15 protein-coding genes are annotated in these 15,107 nt (G+C 72.3%); 3 read left to right on the top strand and 12 right to left on the bottom strand.

Translation table 11 applies throughout. The features are described 5' to 3' along the window. Positions 1-8: 8 nt before the first annotated feature. The 4 genes from EDF23_RS05035 to EDF23_RS05045 all read right to left on the bottom strand — a co-directional run bounded on the left by EDF23_RS05035 (position 9) and on the right by EDF23_RS05045 (position 3,176). The gene (locus tag EDF23_RS05035; protein WP_131920897.1) at positions 9-641 is read right to left on the bottom strand and encodes a YdeI/OmpD-associated family protein; all 633 of its coding nucleotides are present in this window, start codon (positions 639-641) and stop codon (positions 9-11) included. 120 nt (positions 642-761) lie between these two features. Continuing rightward, on the bottom strand, positions 762-2,300 hold the full coding sequence (locus tag EDF23_RS05040; protein ID WP_165901011.1) for an FAD-binding protein: 1,539 nt from the start codon (positions 2,298-2,300) through the stop codon (positions 762-764). Next, the gene (locus tag EDF23_RS19115) at positions 2,297-2,533 is read right to left on the bottom strand and encodes a hypothetical protein (RefSeq protein ID WP_165901012.1); all 237 of its coding nucleotides are present in this window, start codon (positions 2,531-2,533) and stop codon (positions 2,297-2,299) included. The genes EDF23_RS05040 and EDF23_RS19115 overlap by 4 nt, the downstream gene beginning before the upstream one ends. A gap of 103 nt (positions 2,534-2,636) precedes the next feature. Beyond that, on the bottom strand, positions 2,637-3,176 hold the full coding sequence (locus EDF23_RS05045; protein WP_131920901.1) for an acyl-CoA thioesterase: 540 nt from the start codon (positions 3,174-3,176) through the stop codon (positions 2,637-2,639). A 128-nt stretch (positions 3,177-3,304) separates the two neighbouring features. Here EDF23_RS05045 and EDF23_RS05050 point away from each other — a divergent pair, with 128 nt between their 5' ends. Then, the gene (locus EDF23_RS05050; RefSeq protein WP_131920903.1) at positions 3,305-4,291 is read left to right on the top strand and encodes an aldo/keto reductase; all 987 of its coding nucleotides are present in this window, start codon (positions 3,305-3,307) and stop codon (positions 4,289-4,291) included. Positions 4,292-4,468: 177 nt separating this feature from the next. Continuing rightward, positions 4,469-5,875, top strand: coding sequence for a nucleobase:cation symporter-2 family protein (locus EDF23_RS05055; protein ID WP_243648814.1), 1,407 nt, complete (start codon positions 4,469-4,471; stop codon positions 5,873-5,875). On the opposite strand, the gene pucL is transcribed toward EDF23_RS05055, so the two are convergent. The 7 genes from pucL to EDF23_RS05090 all read right to left on the bottom strand — a co-directional run bounded on the left by pucL (position 5,872) and on the right by EDF23_RS05090 (position 12,719). Then, complete coding sequence (gene pucL / locus EDF23_RS05060; RefSeq protein WP_131920904.1) at positions 5,872-6,789, bottom strand: factor-independent urate hydroxylase; 918 nt, start codon at positions 6,787-6,789, stop codon at positions 5,872-5,874. The two genes, EDF23_RS05055 and pucL, sit on opposite strands and share 4 nt — an antisense overlap. Positions 6,790-6,794: 5 nt before the next feature. After that, positions 6,795-7,592, bottom strand: a complete 798-nt coding sequence (gene uraD, locus EDF23_RS19775) for a 2-oxo-4-hydroxy-4-carboxy-5-ureidoimidazoline decarboxylase (RefSeq protein WP_131920906.1) — start codon at positions 7,590-7,592, stop codon at positions 6,795-6,797. 185 nt (positions 7,593-7,777) lie between these two features. Beyond that, complete coding sequence (locus tag EDF23_RS05070) at positions 7,778-8,260, bottom strand: FBP domain-containing protein (protein WP_123293001.1); 483 nt, start codon at positions 8,258-8,260, stop codon at positions 7,778-7,780. Positions 8,261-8,442: 182 nt separating this feature from the next. Continuing rightward, positions 8,443-9,225 carry a class I SAM-dependent methyltransferase gene (locus tag EDF23_RS05075; RefSeq protein WP_131920908.1) on the bottom strand — a complete coding sequence of 261 codons (783 nt, stop codon included), beginning with the start codon at positions 9,223-9,225 and terminating at the stop codon, positions 8,443-8,445. A gap of 40 nt (positions 9,226-9,265) precedes the next feature. Beyond that, positions 9,266-10,177: a helix-turn-helix transcriptional regulator gene (locus EDF23_RS05080; protein ID WP_111083595.1), complete on the bottom strand. Its 912-nt coding sequence runs from the start codon at positions 10,175-10,177 to the stop codon at positions 9,266-9,268. 114 nt (positions 10,178-10,291) lie between these two features. Continuing rightward, positions 10,292-11,551, bottom strand: coding sequence for a hemolysin family protein (locus EDF23_RS05085; protein ID WP_131920910.1), 1,260 nt, complete (start codon positions 11,549-11,551; stop codon positions 10,292-10,294). Between the two features lie 142 nt (positions 11,552-11,693). Continuing rightward, on the bottom strand, positions 11,694-12,719 hold the full coding sequence (locus tag EDF23_RS05090; RefSeq protein ID WP_131920912.1) for a M23 family metallopeptidase: 1,026 nt from the start codon (positions 12,717-12,719) through the stop codon (positions 11,694-11,696). Between the two features lie 161 nt (positions 12,720-12,880). Here EDF23_RS05090 and EDF23_RS05095 point away from each other — a divergent pair, with 161 nt between their 5' ends. Further along, on the top strand, positions 12,881-13,375 hold the full coding sequence (locus tag EDF23_RS05095; protein WP_111083592.1) for a hypothetical protein: 495 nt from the start codon (positions 12,881-12,883) through the stop codon (positions 13,373-13,375). A 15-nt stretch (positions 13,376-13,390) separates the two neighbouring features. Here EDF23_RS05095 and EDF23_RS05100 read toward each other — a convergent pair whose 3' ends face one another. Then, positions 13,391-15,082 carry a cation:proton antiporter gene (locus EDF23_RS05100; protein WP_131877804.1) on the bottom strand — a complete coding sequence of 564 codons (1,692 nt, stop codon included), beginning with the start codon at positions 15,080-15,082 and terminating at the stop codon, positions 13,391-13,393. Positions 15,083-15,107 lie beyond the last annotated feature (25 nt).

The following is a 15,107-nucleotide window of genomic DNA, read 5'->3' on the forward strand; positions in this document are numbered from 1 at the left end:
TCCCCGGTCTACGCCGGAGGCGTTGCCGGTCCCTGAGTCGGTGTCCCCCGCCGCTCCGACCGGTCCGGACGCGGGTGCGGCGTCTCACCCCGTTCCAGCCCTGCGACGAGCTTGGTCAGCCGGTTCGTCCGCGAGGTCGCACTCGGCGCGGTCGTGATCCGGTGCAGCACGGCGTACCGGTTCGTGCCGTCGAGCTCGGCGAACAGGGCGGCTGCCGCGGGTGACGCGTCGAGCGCGGCCTGCAGGTCCTCGGGGACGGTGGCGGTCGCCGGCCCGGCGTACGCGCGGTCCCACCGGCCGTCGCCCTTCGCCCGGTCGATCTCGGCCTGCCCGCGCTCGCGCATCCGGCCGTCGGCGATGAGCGTCGCCACGAGCCCGAGGTTGCGCTGCGACCAGAGTGAGGCCTTCCGCCGCGGGGTGAACCGCTGGCGGTAGGTCGTGTCGTCCCGCCCACGCCGCTGCCCGTCGATCCAGCCCGAGCACAGTGCCTCGTCGAGGGCGGTGTCGTAGGTCAGGGTCGTCGGCTCGGTGACGCCCTTCTTCGCGAGCACGAGCCACACCCCGTCCGCGTCACCCTCGTGCGCGTCGAGCCAGGCGCGCCAGGCAGCGACGTCCGGCAGCACCAGGTCGACGATGTCCATGCGGTCATCGTAGGACGGTCCGCCGGCCGGCCTTGGGCCCGGTCGACTTTCGCGCTGAGCGACAGTTCACGGCGTGCAGGACGCGTGAAGTGTCGCTGGGGCCGAAACCCGGACCGTGCGTCAGACCCAGTTCGGCTGGTCGAGCACGCCCGTCGGGTCCGCCTGTTCGGCGATGCGGTGCAGACGCGAGGTGTTGTCCCCGAAGTACGCCGACGGGTCCGTGATCGCCGCGTCGCAGTAGTTCGCGTACGCCGCGTCGCCCCACGCCGGCCGCATGGCCCGTCGGAACCCCCGCACGTACGCGTCGAACGGTGCAGGGTCCGCGCCGTCGGCGAAGACCGCGGTGTACTGCACTGTCATGAGCGCGGACCGCCACGGGAACGCCGAATCGGTCCGGCCGATGTCAGCCACGACGCCGCCGAGGGCGTCGAGCGCGACCCCGCCCTCGAGGTTGCCGTCGACGTCGCCCGCCGCGGCCGCCCGGGCGACGAGCACGTCGATCTGCGCGTCGGTGAGCTTCGCCGATCCGATCGACGACGTCGCTGCCTCGGACACCCGCTGCGGCTTCCCCGCCAGCGCGGACATCGCGGCGCCGTAGGTGAGCACCTGCCCGGTGTGGGCGAGGGGCTTCGCACCGGTGGCGGCGATGAAACCGTCGACGGAGGTGTCGGCGCCGGTCTTCGATCCGGTCCACACGCCGGTCACGGTGACCGTCGGGGCGGTGTGCCGACTGCCGTTCAGCAGCTTGAGCGTCGACCACAGCTTCGGGTCGGCGGTGGGCGCCCAGTCCTGCCAGGCGCGCACCACGGCAGCGGCGGCCGACCACGCGAACGTGATGGTGAAGAGCAGGACGGGAGGCGCGGCCTGCGTCCGGTACGTCAGTGCGGTCACGACGCCGACGGTTCCACCGCCCCCACCGCGGCAGGCCCAGAACAGGTCCGGTTCGCTGGACGTCGAGACCTCGTGCACGGCGCCGTCCGGAGTGACGAGCGTCACGCCGGTGAGCTGGTCGCAGGTCAGCCCGAACGAGCGGACGAGCACGCCGACCCCACCGCCGAGGGTGAGCCCGCCGATGCCGACGGTCGGACAGGAGCCGGCGCCGATCGCCCGTCCGGCCTTCGCGAGCGCGGCGTAGACGTCCCCGAGCTGCGCACCCGGGCCGATCGTGACGGTGTCGTCGTCGTGCAGTTCGATGCCGTCGAGGTCCTGCGTGCTGATCACGAGCGACCGCGGGACGTCGGTCCCGGGTGCGCCGCCGGCCGACCAGCCCGTGTACGAGTGCCCGCCCGCGCGCAGTGCGACGGGGGTGCGGGTGTTCCGCGCGAACGCGAGACCGGCCTGCACGTCCGGAGCCCCGGCGACGCGCAGGATGCCCTGCGGGTCGGCGTCGTCGTACCGCGGGTTCTCGAGCACGCGGGCGCTGTCCCACCCGTTCGACCCGGACCGGAGCACCGTGCCGGAGACCGCGGCGGCGAGGGCGTCCCACGAGTCGGGGCCACCGGGTGTCGGTGTGCTCGTCGGCTCGGCGGAGCCGCTGGAAGTCGGTCGCGGCGAACCCGACGGAGCGGGACCCGGCCGGCTGCACGCCGCCAGGACCCCGGCGAGCCCGAGTCCGACGCCCCCGGCGAGCAGGGCGCGCCGGGTCGACGTGCGGCTCACGAGCCGGCGAGTCCCCCGCTGGCACCGGTGATGCCGGGGTGTGCAGACTTCGCGAGGCCCTCGGTCATCGAGTGCGCCGCTTCGGCGTCGGCGAGGGATCGGGCTCCGAGGGTCGGGTCGACGGGTTCGAGGTGGGCGAGGCGCTTCGCACGACGGCGGTTCTGCACCTCGAGCACGGTGAGCAGCGCGGCGACGGCCACGACCACTCCGATGACGATCCACATGACGACCATGACGTTCCCCTTCCGTCCGGGGCATCCACCCCGTGCTCGCAGCGTAGCGCCGGCGGTGCGATGCCATCCAACGGAGCCGGGATCTGTCGCCGTTCCGTGACCGTCAGGCGGTGCTGCTGATCCGGACGGCACCAGCCCACCCGTGCACCCACGCGGGCAGTTCACGGTCGGCCGGTGCTCCGCCGACGGCGTCGAGCAGGTCCGCCATCGGGACCGTCCCGCCGGCGCGGCGCAGGAACCGCGCCTGCACGACGGCACGGGCGACGACGGCTCCGCGACGGACGAACGTCTGCTCCAGGTACACGGCCCGGTCGTCGACGCCGAGCACCCGGGTCACGAGCTCGAACCGCTGCCCGAGCGTCAGGGACCGCTTGTACGTGATGGTCTGCGCCGAGACGACCGGGTACCAGCCGCGCTCCGCGATCGCGCCCCAGAACCCCGACCGCAGCATCAGGTCGAGCCGCCCGAGGTCGAGCATCGACAGGTACTTCCCGTTGTTGACGTGCCGCAGCGGGTCCAGGTCGGTCAGGGTCACGCGGAACGGTGTGCGTGCCTCGTCCCAGAGCGACGGCCGCCGTCCACCCGTCGTCGGGCGGAGCCGGACACGCAGGCGCAACAGGAACAGCCGGAAGTACAGGTTCACGCCCCGATCACACCAGAAGGCCGCGCTGCCCCGCGTGGACCTTGGAGGATCCACACGAACGGTGCCCGTGTCTGACCGGCACAGGCAGTGCCTTCCTCCGAGCGGTGCTCCCGGAGTAGACCTGCACCATGCAAACACGCAAGCTCGCAGACCTCGAGGTCGGACCCGTCGGCCTCGGCACCATGGGCATGAGCGCCTTCTACACGGGCGCCGGCACCGACGACGCGGAGTCGATCCGCACCATCCACCGCGCGATCGACCTCGGCGTCACCCTGTTCGACACGGCCGAGGCGTACGGCCCCTACACGAACGAGGACCTGCTCCGCCGGGCCCTCGCCGACCGCCGCGACGACGTTGTGATCGCGACGAAGTTCGGTCTCATCACCCACACCGCCGGTGAGGAGACGCCCGCTACCGGCCGCGGCATCAGCTCCGCACCGGAGTCCGTGCGCGAGGCCCTCGAGGGGTCCCTGCGGCGCCTCGGCACCGACCACATCGACCTGTACTACCAGCACCGCGTCGACCCGGCCGTCCCGATCGAGGACGTCATCGGGCAGCTCGCCGGCTTCGTGCAGGAGGGCAAGATCCGGCACATCGGCCTGTCCGAGGCCGGTCCGGAGACGATCCGGAAGGCCCACGCGGTCCACCCGATCACCGCCCTGCAGAGCGAGTACTCGCTGTGGACGCGCGACCCCGAGGGTGCGGTGCTCGACACCCTGCGCGAGCTCGGCATCGGACTGGTGCCGTACTCGCCGCTCGGCCGCGGATTCCTGACCGGTGCGATCACGAAGCCGTCCGACCTGGACTCCGACGACTTCCGCCTGGCGAACCCGCGCTTCCAAGAGGAAGCGTTCGCGCAGAACATGCGCATCGTCGACGCCGTCAAGAAGATCGCTGCAGAGGCCGAAGCCACCCCGGCCCAGGTCTCCCTCGCTTGGCTGCTCGCCCAGGGCGACGACGTCGTGCCGATCCCGGGCACGAAGCGCGTGTCGCGCCTCGAGGAGAACGTCGGTGCCGCCGACCTGACCCTCACCGCGGACCAGGTCACGCGCCTGTCGGCGCTCCCGGTCCCGACCGGCGACCGCTACCCCGACATGTCGACCATCGGTCGCTGACGCAACCGGATGACGGCCGGGAGGCCCGTGGCGGATCCGCCACGGGCCTCCCGGCCGTCTCGGCGTGCGTTTCGGGCGCTGGTCCGGTGACCGACGCGACCCACGCCCGTCATCCCGGGGAAACACGGGGTGCATAGCGTCCGGAGCACAGGGAAACCACCGCTCGAAGGGGACGCCATGACGACCACGAAGACACCGCGCGCGACACCGACCGAGGACGGCGTCGACTCCGTCCCACCGCTCGCCAGGCTCCTGCCGCTCGGCCTGCAGCACGTGCTCGCGATGTACGCGGGCGCGATCGCCGTGCCGCTCATCGTCGGTGGGGCCCTCGGCTTCGACAGCGCCGACCTGGCGTTCCTCATCAGCGCCGACCTGTTCGTCGCGGGCCTCGCCACGATCGTGCAGTCCGTCGGCTTCTGGCGGTTCGGGGTCCGGCTGCCGCTCGTGCAGGGCGTCACCTTCGCCGCCGTCGGCCCGATGATCGCGATCGGCACCGAGCACGGCATCACCGCCGTCTACGGGGCGACGATCGCGTGCGGCGTGTTCATGGTGGTCGTCGCGCCGTGGTTCGCGCAGCTCGTCCGGCTGTTCCCACCGATCGTCACCGGCACGGTCATCCTGATCATCGGTCTGTCGCTCATGAGCGTCGCCGCCGGCTGGGTCACCGACGGCGGCAAGGACGGTGCTGCCGACCCGCTCGACGTCGCGTTCGCCGCCGGGGTCCTGCTCGCGATCGTCCTGGTCGAACGGTTCGCCCCGCGCGGGCTCGCCCGGGTCTCGGTGCTGTCCGGACTGCTGCTCGGCACGGTCGTGGCGCTGTTCGTCCCCGGCATGGTCGACGGGTCGGGCATCGGCGACGCGGGCTGGTTCGCCTTCGTCACGCCGTTCCACTTCGGGCTGCCGACGTTCGACCTCGCCTCGATCGTGTCGATGCTCGTCGTCGGGCTCGTGATCATGACCGAGACCACCGGCGACATGATCGCGGTCGGCGAGGTCACCGGGCGTCCCGTGTCGAAGCGCACGCTCGCCGACGGTCTGCGCGCTGACGGACTCGGCACCGTCGTCGGCGGGGTGTTCAACACGTTCCCGTACACGGCGTTCGCGCAGAACGTCGGGCTCGTCGCACTGACCGGCGTTCGCTCCCGGTACGTGGCGACGGCGGCCGGCGGCATCCTCGTGGTGCTCGGGCTGGTGCCGAAGGTGGCCGCGGTGGTCGAGGCGATCCCGCACGCGGTGCTCGGCGGTGCCGGTGTCGCGCTGTTCGGCATGGTCGCGGCGTCGGGCATCAGGACGCTGTCGAAGGTGCGGTTCGACAACCGGAACGTGCTCGTGGTGGCGCTGCCGCTCGGCATCGCGCTGCTGCCGACCGTCGCCCCGGAGATCTACGGGCAGTTCCCGACCTGGTTCACGCTGGTCTTCGACTCGGGGATCTCGGCCGGTGCCGTCGCGGCGATCCTGCTCAACCTGCTGCTCGGGTCGCGTTCCGTGGCCGAGCGGTACGGCGAGGACCCGGCGGTCGGTTCGTACGACGGGGTGCGGTCGACGGCGCCGATCGCGCTGCCGCGCGAGGAGCCCTCGGCCTAGACGAAGGCGGGCAGGTGCTCCCACGCTCGGGGCGCCTCGGCCACGCCGTCGCGGACGACCGTCCCCTCGATCAGCCCGTAGGGACGGTCGGCCGCGATGAACACCTCGTTCTCGTTCGCCAGGTCGAACGGCGACAGGTCCACGACGAAGTGGTGCTTGTTCGGCATCGCGAACCGCACCTCGGCGAGTTCGGGCCGCAGTTCGATCGCCGCCCGCCCCATCTCCCACAGCGTCTGCTGCAGGGCGAGCGAGTGCACCGTGGCGAACTGCTCGAGCATCACGGCGACGACTTCCTCGTACAGGTGGTCGTAGTCGATCCCGGCCTCGACGGCGGACGGCAGGTACCGCCACCGCGCCGTGACCTCGGTCGCCATGATCCGGTCCGTCGTCTCCGGCAGGGTCGTGAACCGCGACCGCGGGAACCCGTGGAACTCGGAGCCGGTCGACTTCAGGACGACCAGGTCCTTGACGCCGCCGGTGACGTGGCGCTCGCCGCCCTCGACGTGCACCGTCGCCAGACGGGTCCCGGTGCCGGTGCGGCGGAACGAGTGGTCGTGCGGTTGTCCGTCGACCGTGATGCGTTCCCACGGGTGCACCTCCGCCTGCCAGAGCCCGCCCTCGACCCAGTCGAACTCGCTCGTGAACTGGTCGGCGAGCAGGGCGAGGAAGTCCTCCGGAGCTCCGACGCCGTGCTCCTTCGCCAGGGCGAACACGGTGTTCTTCTGGGTGTCCGTCGCGACGATCCGGGAGTTGTCGCCGCTGGTGAACGACCCGGCGAACGCCTCGCCGATGAGCTGCGACGTCACGGTCAGGTCGGCGATCTCGTGCCGGTCCCCGTGCCGGGTCACCCGCACCAGGCGGTTCTCGGCCTTGCCGTACTTGTTCGGTCCCAGGTGGACGGTGGTCTCCGACATGGCGGTCAACTCCCTCGGTAGGTGCTGTAGGCGAAGGGGCTCAGCAGCAGCGGGACGTGCAGGTGCTCGGTTCCCGTGACGCGGAACGCCACGGTCACGAACGGGTGGAAGGTCGGCACACCGGCGGCGGCGAAGTACGGGCCGGTGTCGAAGCGCAGCACGTGGTCGGTGCGCGCGAGCACGTCGGGGCCGAGTGCCGCACGGCCGTCGGTATCGGTCGAGCCGGTCGCGACGACGTCACCGTCCACGGTGCTGAGCGTCAGGCCGACGCCGACCGCCGGGGTGCCGGTGGTGGCGTCGAGCACGTGCGTGGTCAGGTGCGGCACGGCGAAGGTCGCACGGATGCGGTGCAGGGCGATGTCGGCCAGGGCAGCGGCGGCCTCGCGCGTCTCGACCGCCGGGTCGCCCGCGAGGCGCCGGTCGAGCTCGGCCAGCAGCTCCTCGGGGGTCCGACCGGCGGCCCGCACCAGGAACACCCGCCCGAACCGTTGCTCGTACGCGACGTTGCCGTCGGCGATCCGGCCGGCCACCTCGTCGCCGGCGGTGCGCATCGACGACTGTTCGCGGGCGGACGAGGCATCGGTCGTCCGCTCCCCGATCCGCGGGTGCTGCGCGAGGGCGTGGTCGAGTTCCGGCCCACCCCACGACGCCGACTCGGCACGTGCCCGGTCGAGCAGCGCCGGCACCGAGCCGAAGGGGCGCGCGGCCACCAGGGCGTCGACCCAGGCGGGCACGTCGGCCCAGCTCCGGATCACCGCCGCGGCGTCGGGGGCGGTCGCGTCGTCGAGGTCGCCGAGGTCCATGTGGCGAGGCTACGGAACGACCGTTTCACCCGCGTTACCGGGCGGTTTCCCCCGCAACGCGACCCGCGGCCCTGAAACGGTCGCGTCTGCCGGACGGGAGGCCCGTGGCGGCCCCGCCCCGCGCCTCCCGTCCGCCGTCCGTCGCGTTGCGGACGCGAGACGCCGGCGGCTCAGACCTCGGCGGCTCAGACCTCCGTGGCGAAGGACGCTGCGCGCAGCTGCAGGTCCTCGATGCGCCGCAGGCGCGCGGCCTCGACGTCGTAGCCCTCGTAGGCGGGCGGCGGCAGCTTCCGGACGTTCCGCGAGCACTGGAAGTCCTGGCAGACGAGCGTGCCGACGGTGTCGCCGTTCCGCCCCGCCTTGCCGGACCGCTTCGCGCTGTAGAACACGACGTCGTTCGGCAGCTTCACGTCCTGGCACCACGAGCACTGGGCCCGCGAGCGCGACGAGGCCTCGGCCTGCCGGAACACGATGCCGACGAGCGTTCCCTCGAGCGTCGGTACGACGGCGTACGCACGCCGACCGATCTTCGGGTCGCGCCAGCCCAGGAAGTCGAGGGCGTCCCAGTCGATCGTCTCGAAGTCGGCGGGCAGCGTGATGTCGGTCGTCTCCTTGCGGGAGGCGTTGACGAAGGACGTGCGGAGGGTCTTCTCCGTGATGGGGAGCATGGTGCATCGCTTTCGAGCGGGCCCGGGGCGTGCGGACGCACACCGCACCGGGCGGAAGGAGGTCAGGGTTCGACGAGGGCGGCCGTGCCTGCGGGCACGACCGGGGGCCTCACGCCCTGATGCCGGCGTTACGGGCGCCGACCACCTCCTGGAAGCTCACGCGACCAGCCTACGTCGACGTGTCAAGCGGTGGGGACGGCCGTCACCAGGACGAGGGCGCCCTCGTAGGTCGGCCGGATCCGCAGCGCCCCGTGCCGCCGGTCCCACTCGCCGGAGTCGAGCGCGGTGCGGAGGGCGGCCACCGACCGCCGTGCGGTGAGCTCGTCGACGAAGCTCCACGCCGAGTTCGCCTTCCGGGCGCCCGGGTCGAGCAGGCGCTCCGGCCGGGCGTAGTACGCCTCGGAGAAGCCGTCGACGCACGTGAACGGGATCGGCAGCGGGGTGTTCGTGACGGTGTCGTCGCCCAGTGCGGCGGCGATGCGGTCGAGCGCGGGGTAGCGCCGGGCCTCGGTCGCCATCACCTCGGGTGCGTACTCGGCGAGCCAGAAGTCCTCGACGCGGGCCGGGTCGCACGTCAGGATCACGACCGGACCCCGGGTCACCCGGCGCAGCTCGGCCAGCCCGCGCTCGAGGTCGCCCCACTGGTGCACCGAGAACGTCGTCATCGCGGCGTCGAACGTGTCGTCGTCGAAGGGCAGGTCCTCGGCGGTGGCGTCGATCGCCCTCGACAGGGTGTCCGGCCGTTGGGCGCGCATCGACGCCGAGGGTTCGACCGCCGTGACGTCGCGATCGGTCGGCTCGTAGGATCCGGCACCGGCACCCACGTTGAGGACGGTGCGGGCGTCGCCGAGGGCCTTCGCGATCGCCCGGGCGAATGTCGGTTCGGGGCGCCGGTACTGCCGGTAGTCCTGCCCGATGCGGGCGTAGTCGGCGTCCCCCGCTGATCCGTCCGTCGTCCTCGTCACGGCCCCAGCCTACGAACCGTGCGCCGGGCCGACCAGCGGTTCAGTCGACCGACTCGGACTCGGACTCCGCCGCGCGCAGGGCCGCGTACTGCTCGGCCCGTTCCGTCGCGGCCCAGGTGCCGAGCAGGGCCAGCGACCGCTCGGACTCGCTGCCCGGCTCGGCCGAGTACGTGAACAGGGTCAGGCCGGGGTCGGCGACCAGGTCGAGCGCCTCGTACGCCAGGCGCAGCTCGCCGACGATCGGGTGGTCGATGCGCTTCCCACCGGCGCGCTGCAGCCGGACGTCGTGTGCTGCCCACCAGCCGCGGAACTCCTCGCTGCGGGTGGAGAGCTCCCCGACCAGGGTGATGAGTCCGGGCTCGCACGGGTTCGACACCGCAGCCGCCCGGAGCACGGCGACGGCGTCCTTCGCGGTCTGCGCCCAGTCCGGGAAGAAGTCTCGGGCAGCGGGGTCGAGGAACGTGAAGCGTGCGGTGTTCACGGGACGCCCCGGGCCGGCGAACATCGGCGAGTACAGCGCGCGACCGAGCTCGTTCGTCGCGACGACGTCACCGCGTTCGTTCCGCACCCAGGCAGGCGCGCCGGTGATGGCGTCGAGCAGGCGCTGGACGCCGGGGCGGACCCGCGTGGGGACGGTGCGGTGCATCGTCTTGACGCCGGAGTTCGCCAGTCGGGTGAGGTCCCACAGGTGGACGCGCTCGTCCTCGTCGAGCTGCAGGGCGCTCGCGAGGCCCTCGAGCACGCTGTCCGAGACCCCCTTGAGCGATCCACGCTCGAGCCGTGTGTAGTAGTCGACGCTCACGCCGGCGAGCATCGCGACCTCGTGCCGTCGCAGCCCGGGGACGCGTCGGACCCCGCCGCCGAACGACGGCATGCCGACCTGCTCGGGGGTGAGCCGCGCTCGCCGGGAGGACAGGAAGTCGCGGATCTCGTTGCGCACGTCGATACCCATGGGGAGAGCGTACGTGGCGGCGCTGTCCGTCCGGCAGGCACTGGCGGTACCCGCCGGGCGGACGGGAGGCCCGTGGCGGCGCCGCCACGGGCCTCCCGGTCAGCTGCGCGGAGTTCAGAGCGTGACGTCGGCCGTGATCCGGACGCGCGCCACGCGGTGACCGTCCATGGCGGTCACCTCGAGGCGGTGTCCGCCGGCGGCGACGACGTCGCCGACCTCCGGCACGCGGTCCAGGTGGACCTGGACGAGGCCGCCGACGGTCTCGTAGTCACCGTCGGGCAGCGCCGGACCGCCGTCGGCGACGAGGTCCTCGAGCACCGTGGACCCGTCCACGCCGTCGTGCTCGGCCGTGGGTTCGTCGTACTCGTCGCGAATTCGGCCGACGAGGTCCTCGAGCAGCGCCTCGAGCGTGACCATGCCCGCACTGCCGCCGTACTCGTCCACCACCAGGGCGATCTGGTGCCCGTCGGTCCGCATGTCCGCGATCGCGCTCGACAGCGACTTCGTCTCCGGCAGTGCGAGCACCGGGCGTACCAGGGTCGACACCGGTGCGGACGGGGCGCTCGGACGGAGCAGGTCGCGGAGGTGCACGAAGCCGTCGACCTCGTCGCGTCCGCCGGAGGTCACGAGGTACCGGGTGTGCCCGACCTCGATCGCGTGGTCGGTGGCCTCGGCGATGGTCAGCGCGGCGTCGATCGTGGACACGTCGTACCAGGGGCGCATCGACTCGCGCAGGATCCGGTCACCGGCGTCCAGCGCACTCCGGGCGATCCGGCGGCCCTGCTCGTCGACGCCGGTGTGCTCGTCGACGAGGCCGCGGAGCTCCTCGGTGCTCATCGACTCGCTGCGGGCGTACGGGTCGCCACCGAGTGCGCGGACGACCAGGTTCGTCGAGGCCGACAGCACCCAGATCACCGGGCGCATCAGGGTCGCGAAGCGGTCGAGGGTCGGTGCGACGAGCATCGAGAAGCCCTCGGCCCGCTGCAGGGCGAGTCGCTTCGGCACGAGCTCGCCGAACACGAGCGACAGGTAGGCGATGACGAGGGTCATCAGCACGAGAGCGACCGTCTCGGCAGCTCCCTGGCCGAGCCCGAGCCCGGTGAACACGGGTGCGACGTCGGGCGCGATCGACGAGGCGCCGTACGCGGCGGAGAAGAACCCGGCGACGGTCACGCCGATCTGCACGGCCGCGAGGAACCGGTTCGGGTCACGCCCGAGTTCGGCGACCCGCAAGCCACGGGAGCCCCGGCGTTCGAGTTGCTGCAGCTGCGACTCACGGAGCGAGACGAGTGCGATCTCGGCGGCGGCGAACACTCCGCCGACGAGCACGAAGAGGATGACGAGCCCGAAGGCGATCCAGGTGTCGGCGCCCATCAGCGGGCAGCTTCCTCGGATCGACGACGGGCGGGCGGTCTGTGGTGATCGTCCATGCCTGTGAGTCTGCACAGGGCAGCTGTGACGTCACCCCACCAGCGCTCGACGTCTGCTGTGCGTCCGGGGTGGGTGGTGTCGGGGGCTACGTCGTCAGTGAGCGGCCGATGCGGGCTTCGAGCCACGCCTCGGGGTCGATCGGGGTCACGCCGTCCATCAGGACCTCGAGGTGCAGGTGCGCACCGGTCGAGACGCCGGAGGAACCGACGAGTCCGATGAACTCGCCAGCCTCGACCTGGTCGCCGACCTTGAGCGGCGACGACCCCGGGATCATGTGCCCGTAGAGCGTCGACACCTGGCGGCCGTCGATCTCGTGGTCGATGATCACGGCGTTGCCGTACGAGAAGTACGTGCCCGAGATCCGGACGGTGCCCGCGGCGACGGCACCGATGGCCGTGCCCATGCCGGGCGTGAAGTCGAGTCCCTGGTGCAGGGAGGAGCACGCGCCGCACGGTGCCGAGCGGTAGCCGAAGCCCGAGCTCATCTGCACCGGGCCGGGGAACGGGGAGCGGACCGCGCCGCCGTACGAGACGGCTTCGCCCGCGATGCCACTCGTGTCGGCCGTGCCGCCGGTGGTGACGATCCGGCGCGTCGTGCCGCCGCCGACGGTGAACCCGTCGCGGTCGAGCCCGGTCGCGGTGACCGCCTGGGTGACCGCGTAGTCCTGGGTGCGCACGATCGGCGCGATGGTCGAGGTCGCCATCGAGGTGCCGGCGCTGGCGTGGGCGGGCATCGCCGAGGCGGCGAACATCGCGATCGCCGCAGCCGCGCTGGTCAGGGTGATCCGTCCGGCACGACCGGACCGGGAGGCCCGTGGGGCCTTCGTGACGCTCGTCACGGTGGCAGCGGGGCGGCGGACCACGCGCGTGATGCGGGTGTCGACGTGTTCGGTCGTCGCGCGGGCTGCGGTGGCGCGGCGGCCGACGGGCTTCGCGACCTTGGCGGGCTTCGCGACCTTGGCGGGCTTCGCGACCTTGGCGGGCTTCTCCGGCTTGTCCGCTCGGCGCTGGGGCTTCCGGGCTGCGGCGCGCTCCGCCTCGAGGGCAGCGCGACGGGACAGGTGCACCACCGGGGTCTCCGGGTGCTGGTCGAGTTCGGGTGCAGTCGTCATGGCCGCCCACCATTCTGCACGACTCTGTCGCTTTGTACAGGCCCCACCGTGATCTTTTCGTTACCGCGGGGCTGGGAGGCACCTGATCACCGCGGGCCCCGACGTCCCCCGGCCGTCCGACATCGGTAGCGTCGTGGGAAAGCGACGGAAGGACCCGCACCATGGCCCGATCGCCGCGAGAGCGGCCCGCGCAGGTCGACCTCGGCACCGCCGACGTCGTGCTCGCCGGCACCCAGGAACTCCTGCCCGTGCTCCGCGCTGCCGCGGTGCGCGCGGGCATCGACGCCGCACGCATGCGGGTCATCGGGGTCGACGACCTGCCGGACCCCGAGGAGACCTGGGACGCCGAACTCGCGGTCATCGCGATCCGGCGCCCCGGTGACGACCCCGCGTTCCACCGTGCGCAGGCGGCCGCTGAGCTCATCGACCCGCTGCTCGTGCCGCACGCCGTCCGGATCGTGGTGACGGTCTCGGGACTGACACGGCTCGCGCCCAAGGTCGAGCGCACCCTGACGTCCGAGGTGCTCCACCAGATCGACGCCGCATCGGCGCCGTCGGGGTTCGAGCGGCCGTTCCGCAGCATGCGGATGCGGCTCGGGCTCGCAGCACTCCGGGCGGCCGGCGTCCGGGTGTTCCGCGTCTCGATCGGCACCTGACCGGCCTGGCCGTCGTCAGCGGGCAGGCGCCCCGCGGAGTTCGAGGGCGATCTGCTCGGCGTCGAGGTTCTGCAGCATCGACTCGAGCACCTCGGCGTCGAAGGTGCCGTCGTCGCGGGCGTCGAGGATCGCGGCGCGTTGTGCCTCGAGCACGGCGAGCCGCCGCGCCTTCTCGCGGCCCATCCACGCGCGGAGTTCCGCCGGATCGGCTGCCTCCAGTTCCTCGCGCGTCCGGGGGCCGGCTTCGCTGGTACCGGGGACCTGCTCCGCCGCGGTCCGCATGAGTTCCAGCAACCGCCCGCGTTCCTCGGTGTCCTTCGCGGCGGTGTCCGGCACCGGTGCGGCGATCCGACGGAGCAGCGGGCCGATCGTGCTGCCCTGCACGACGAGCGAGAGCAGGGCCACCGCGAACGCGACGAACACCAGGAGCGACCGTTCCGGAGTGTCCGTCGGCAGGGTCTGCGCCGCCGCGACGGTCACCGCGCCGCGCATGCCCGCCCAGACCACCGCCGTGCCCTCGCGCCAGCCCAGCGGTGCCGTCGTGTAGTACGCGATGTCCGCCAGGGTTCGCCGGACGCGTGTCGTGAACCGGTCGAGTTCGCGCTCCGACGGCGCCCGGTTGCCCGGTCGGTGCTCGCGGATCACCTCGCTCATCGCGTCGCGGTCGCCGGCGTGCATCTCGGCGAAGCGGTCCTGCATCCGCTCACCGCGCTTGGCGGCCGCCGACAGCGCGAACAGGAGCGGCACGACGTACGCGGTCCGGACGAGCACGGTGAGCACGAGGGCGCCGACGGCGATGAGCAGCGCCGGGCCGATGCCGGAGTGGTCCTCCTGCACGTCGCGGAGGATCGTCGCGAGTTCGAGCCCCATCGTCAGGAACACCGCGCCCTCGAGCACGAGCTCGATGGTCTGCCAGTTCTGCGCGTCGGACAGTCGGTGCCCCGGCGGGAGCTTGCGCGGTCCGACGATGCCGGTGAACAGCCCCGCGACGACAGCGGCGACGAGTCCTGACCCGCCGAAGTGCTCGGTCGGTACCGCGGCGACGAACGGCACCGCGAAGGACAGCGCCGTGTTCACCGCTGCGCTCGGCACCCGGGAGCGCACGAACACGTTCAGCCAGCCGACGAACCAGCCGATGACCACCGCGATGGCCACGGCGCCCGCGAAGTCGCCGAGCGCTCCCCAGAACGAGAACGACGCGGCAGCGGCCACGATGGCCGTCCGCAGGAGCACCAGTGCGGTGGCGTCGTTGAGGAGCGATTCACCGTCGAGGATCGAGATCGCCCGGCGCGACACCGAGGTCTGCTTGACGATCGACGTCGCGACGGCGTCGGTGGGACTCACGATCGCACCGAGGGCGATCCCCCACCAGAAGCCGAGGCCCGGGACCACCCAGGCGAAGAAGAGCCCGAGCACGAGGCTGCTCGCGACGACGAGCAGCACCGACAGCCCACTGATGGCACCGAACTCGCGCCGGAAGTTCATCGACGGCATCGACACCGCCGACGAGTACAACAGCGGCGGCAGGACTCCGGCGAGGATCCACTCGGGCTCGATCTCCGCGTTCGGGATGAAGGGCAGCAGGCTCGCGACGACCCCGACGGCGACGAGCACGAGTGGCGCCGCGACCCCGATGCGGGGCCCGAGCACGGCGGCACCCGCGATGGCGATGACGGCGATGACGCCGACCACGAGGAGTTCGGTCACCGGTCCAGCGTGGCACCGTCCGCGC

The sequence above is a fragment of the Curtobacterium sp. PhB128 genome (assembly GCF_004340725.1).
GTDB lineage: Bacteria > Actinomycetota > Actinomycetes > Actinomycetales > Microbacteriaceae > Curtobacterium.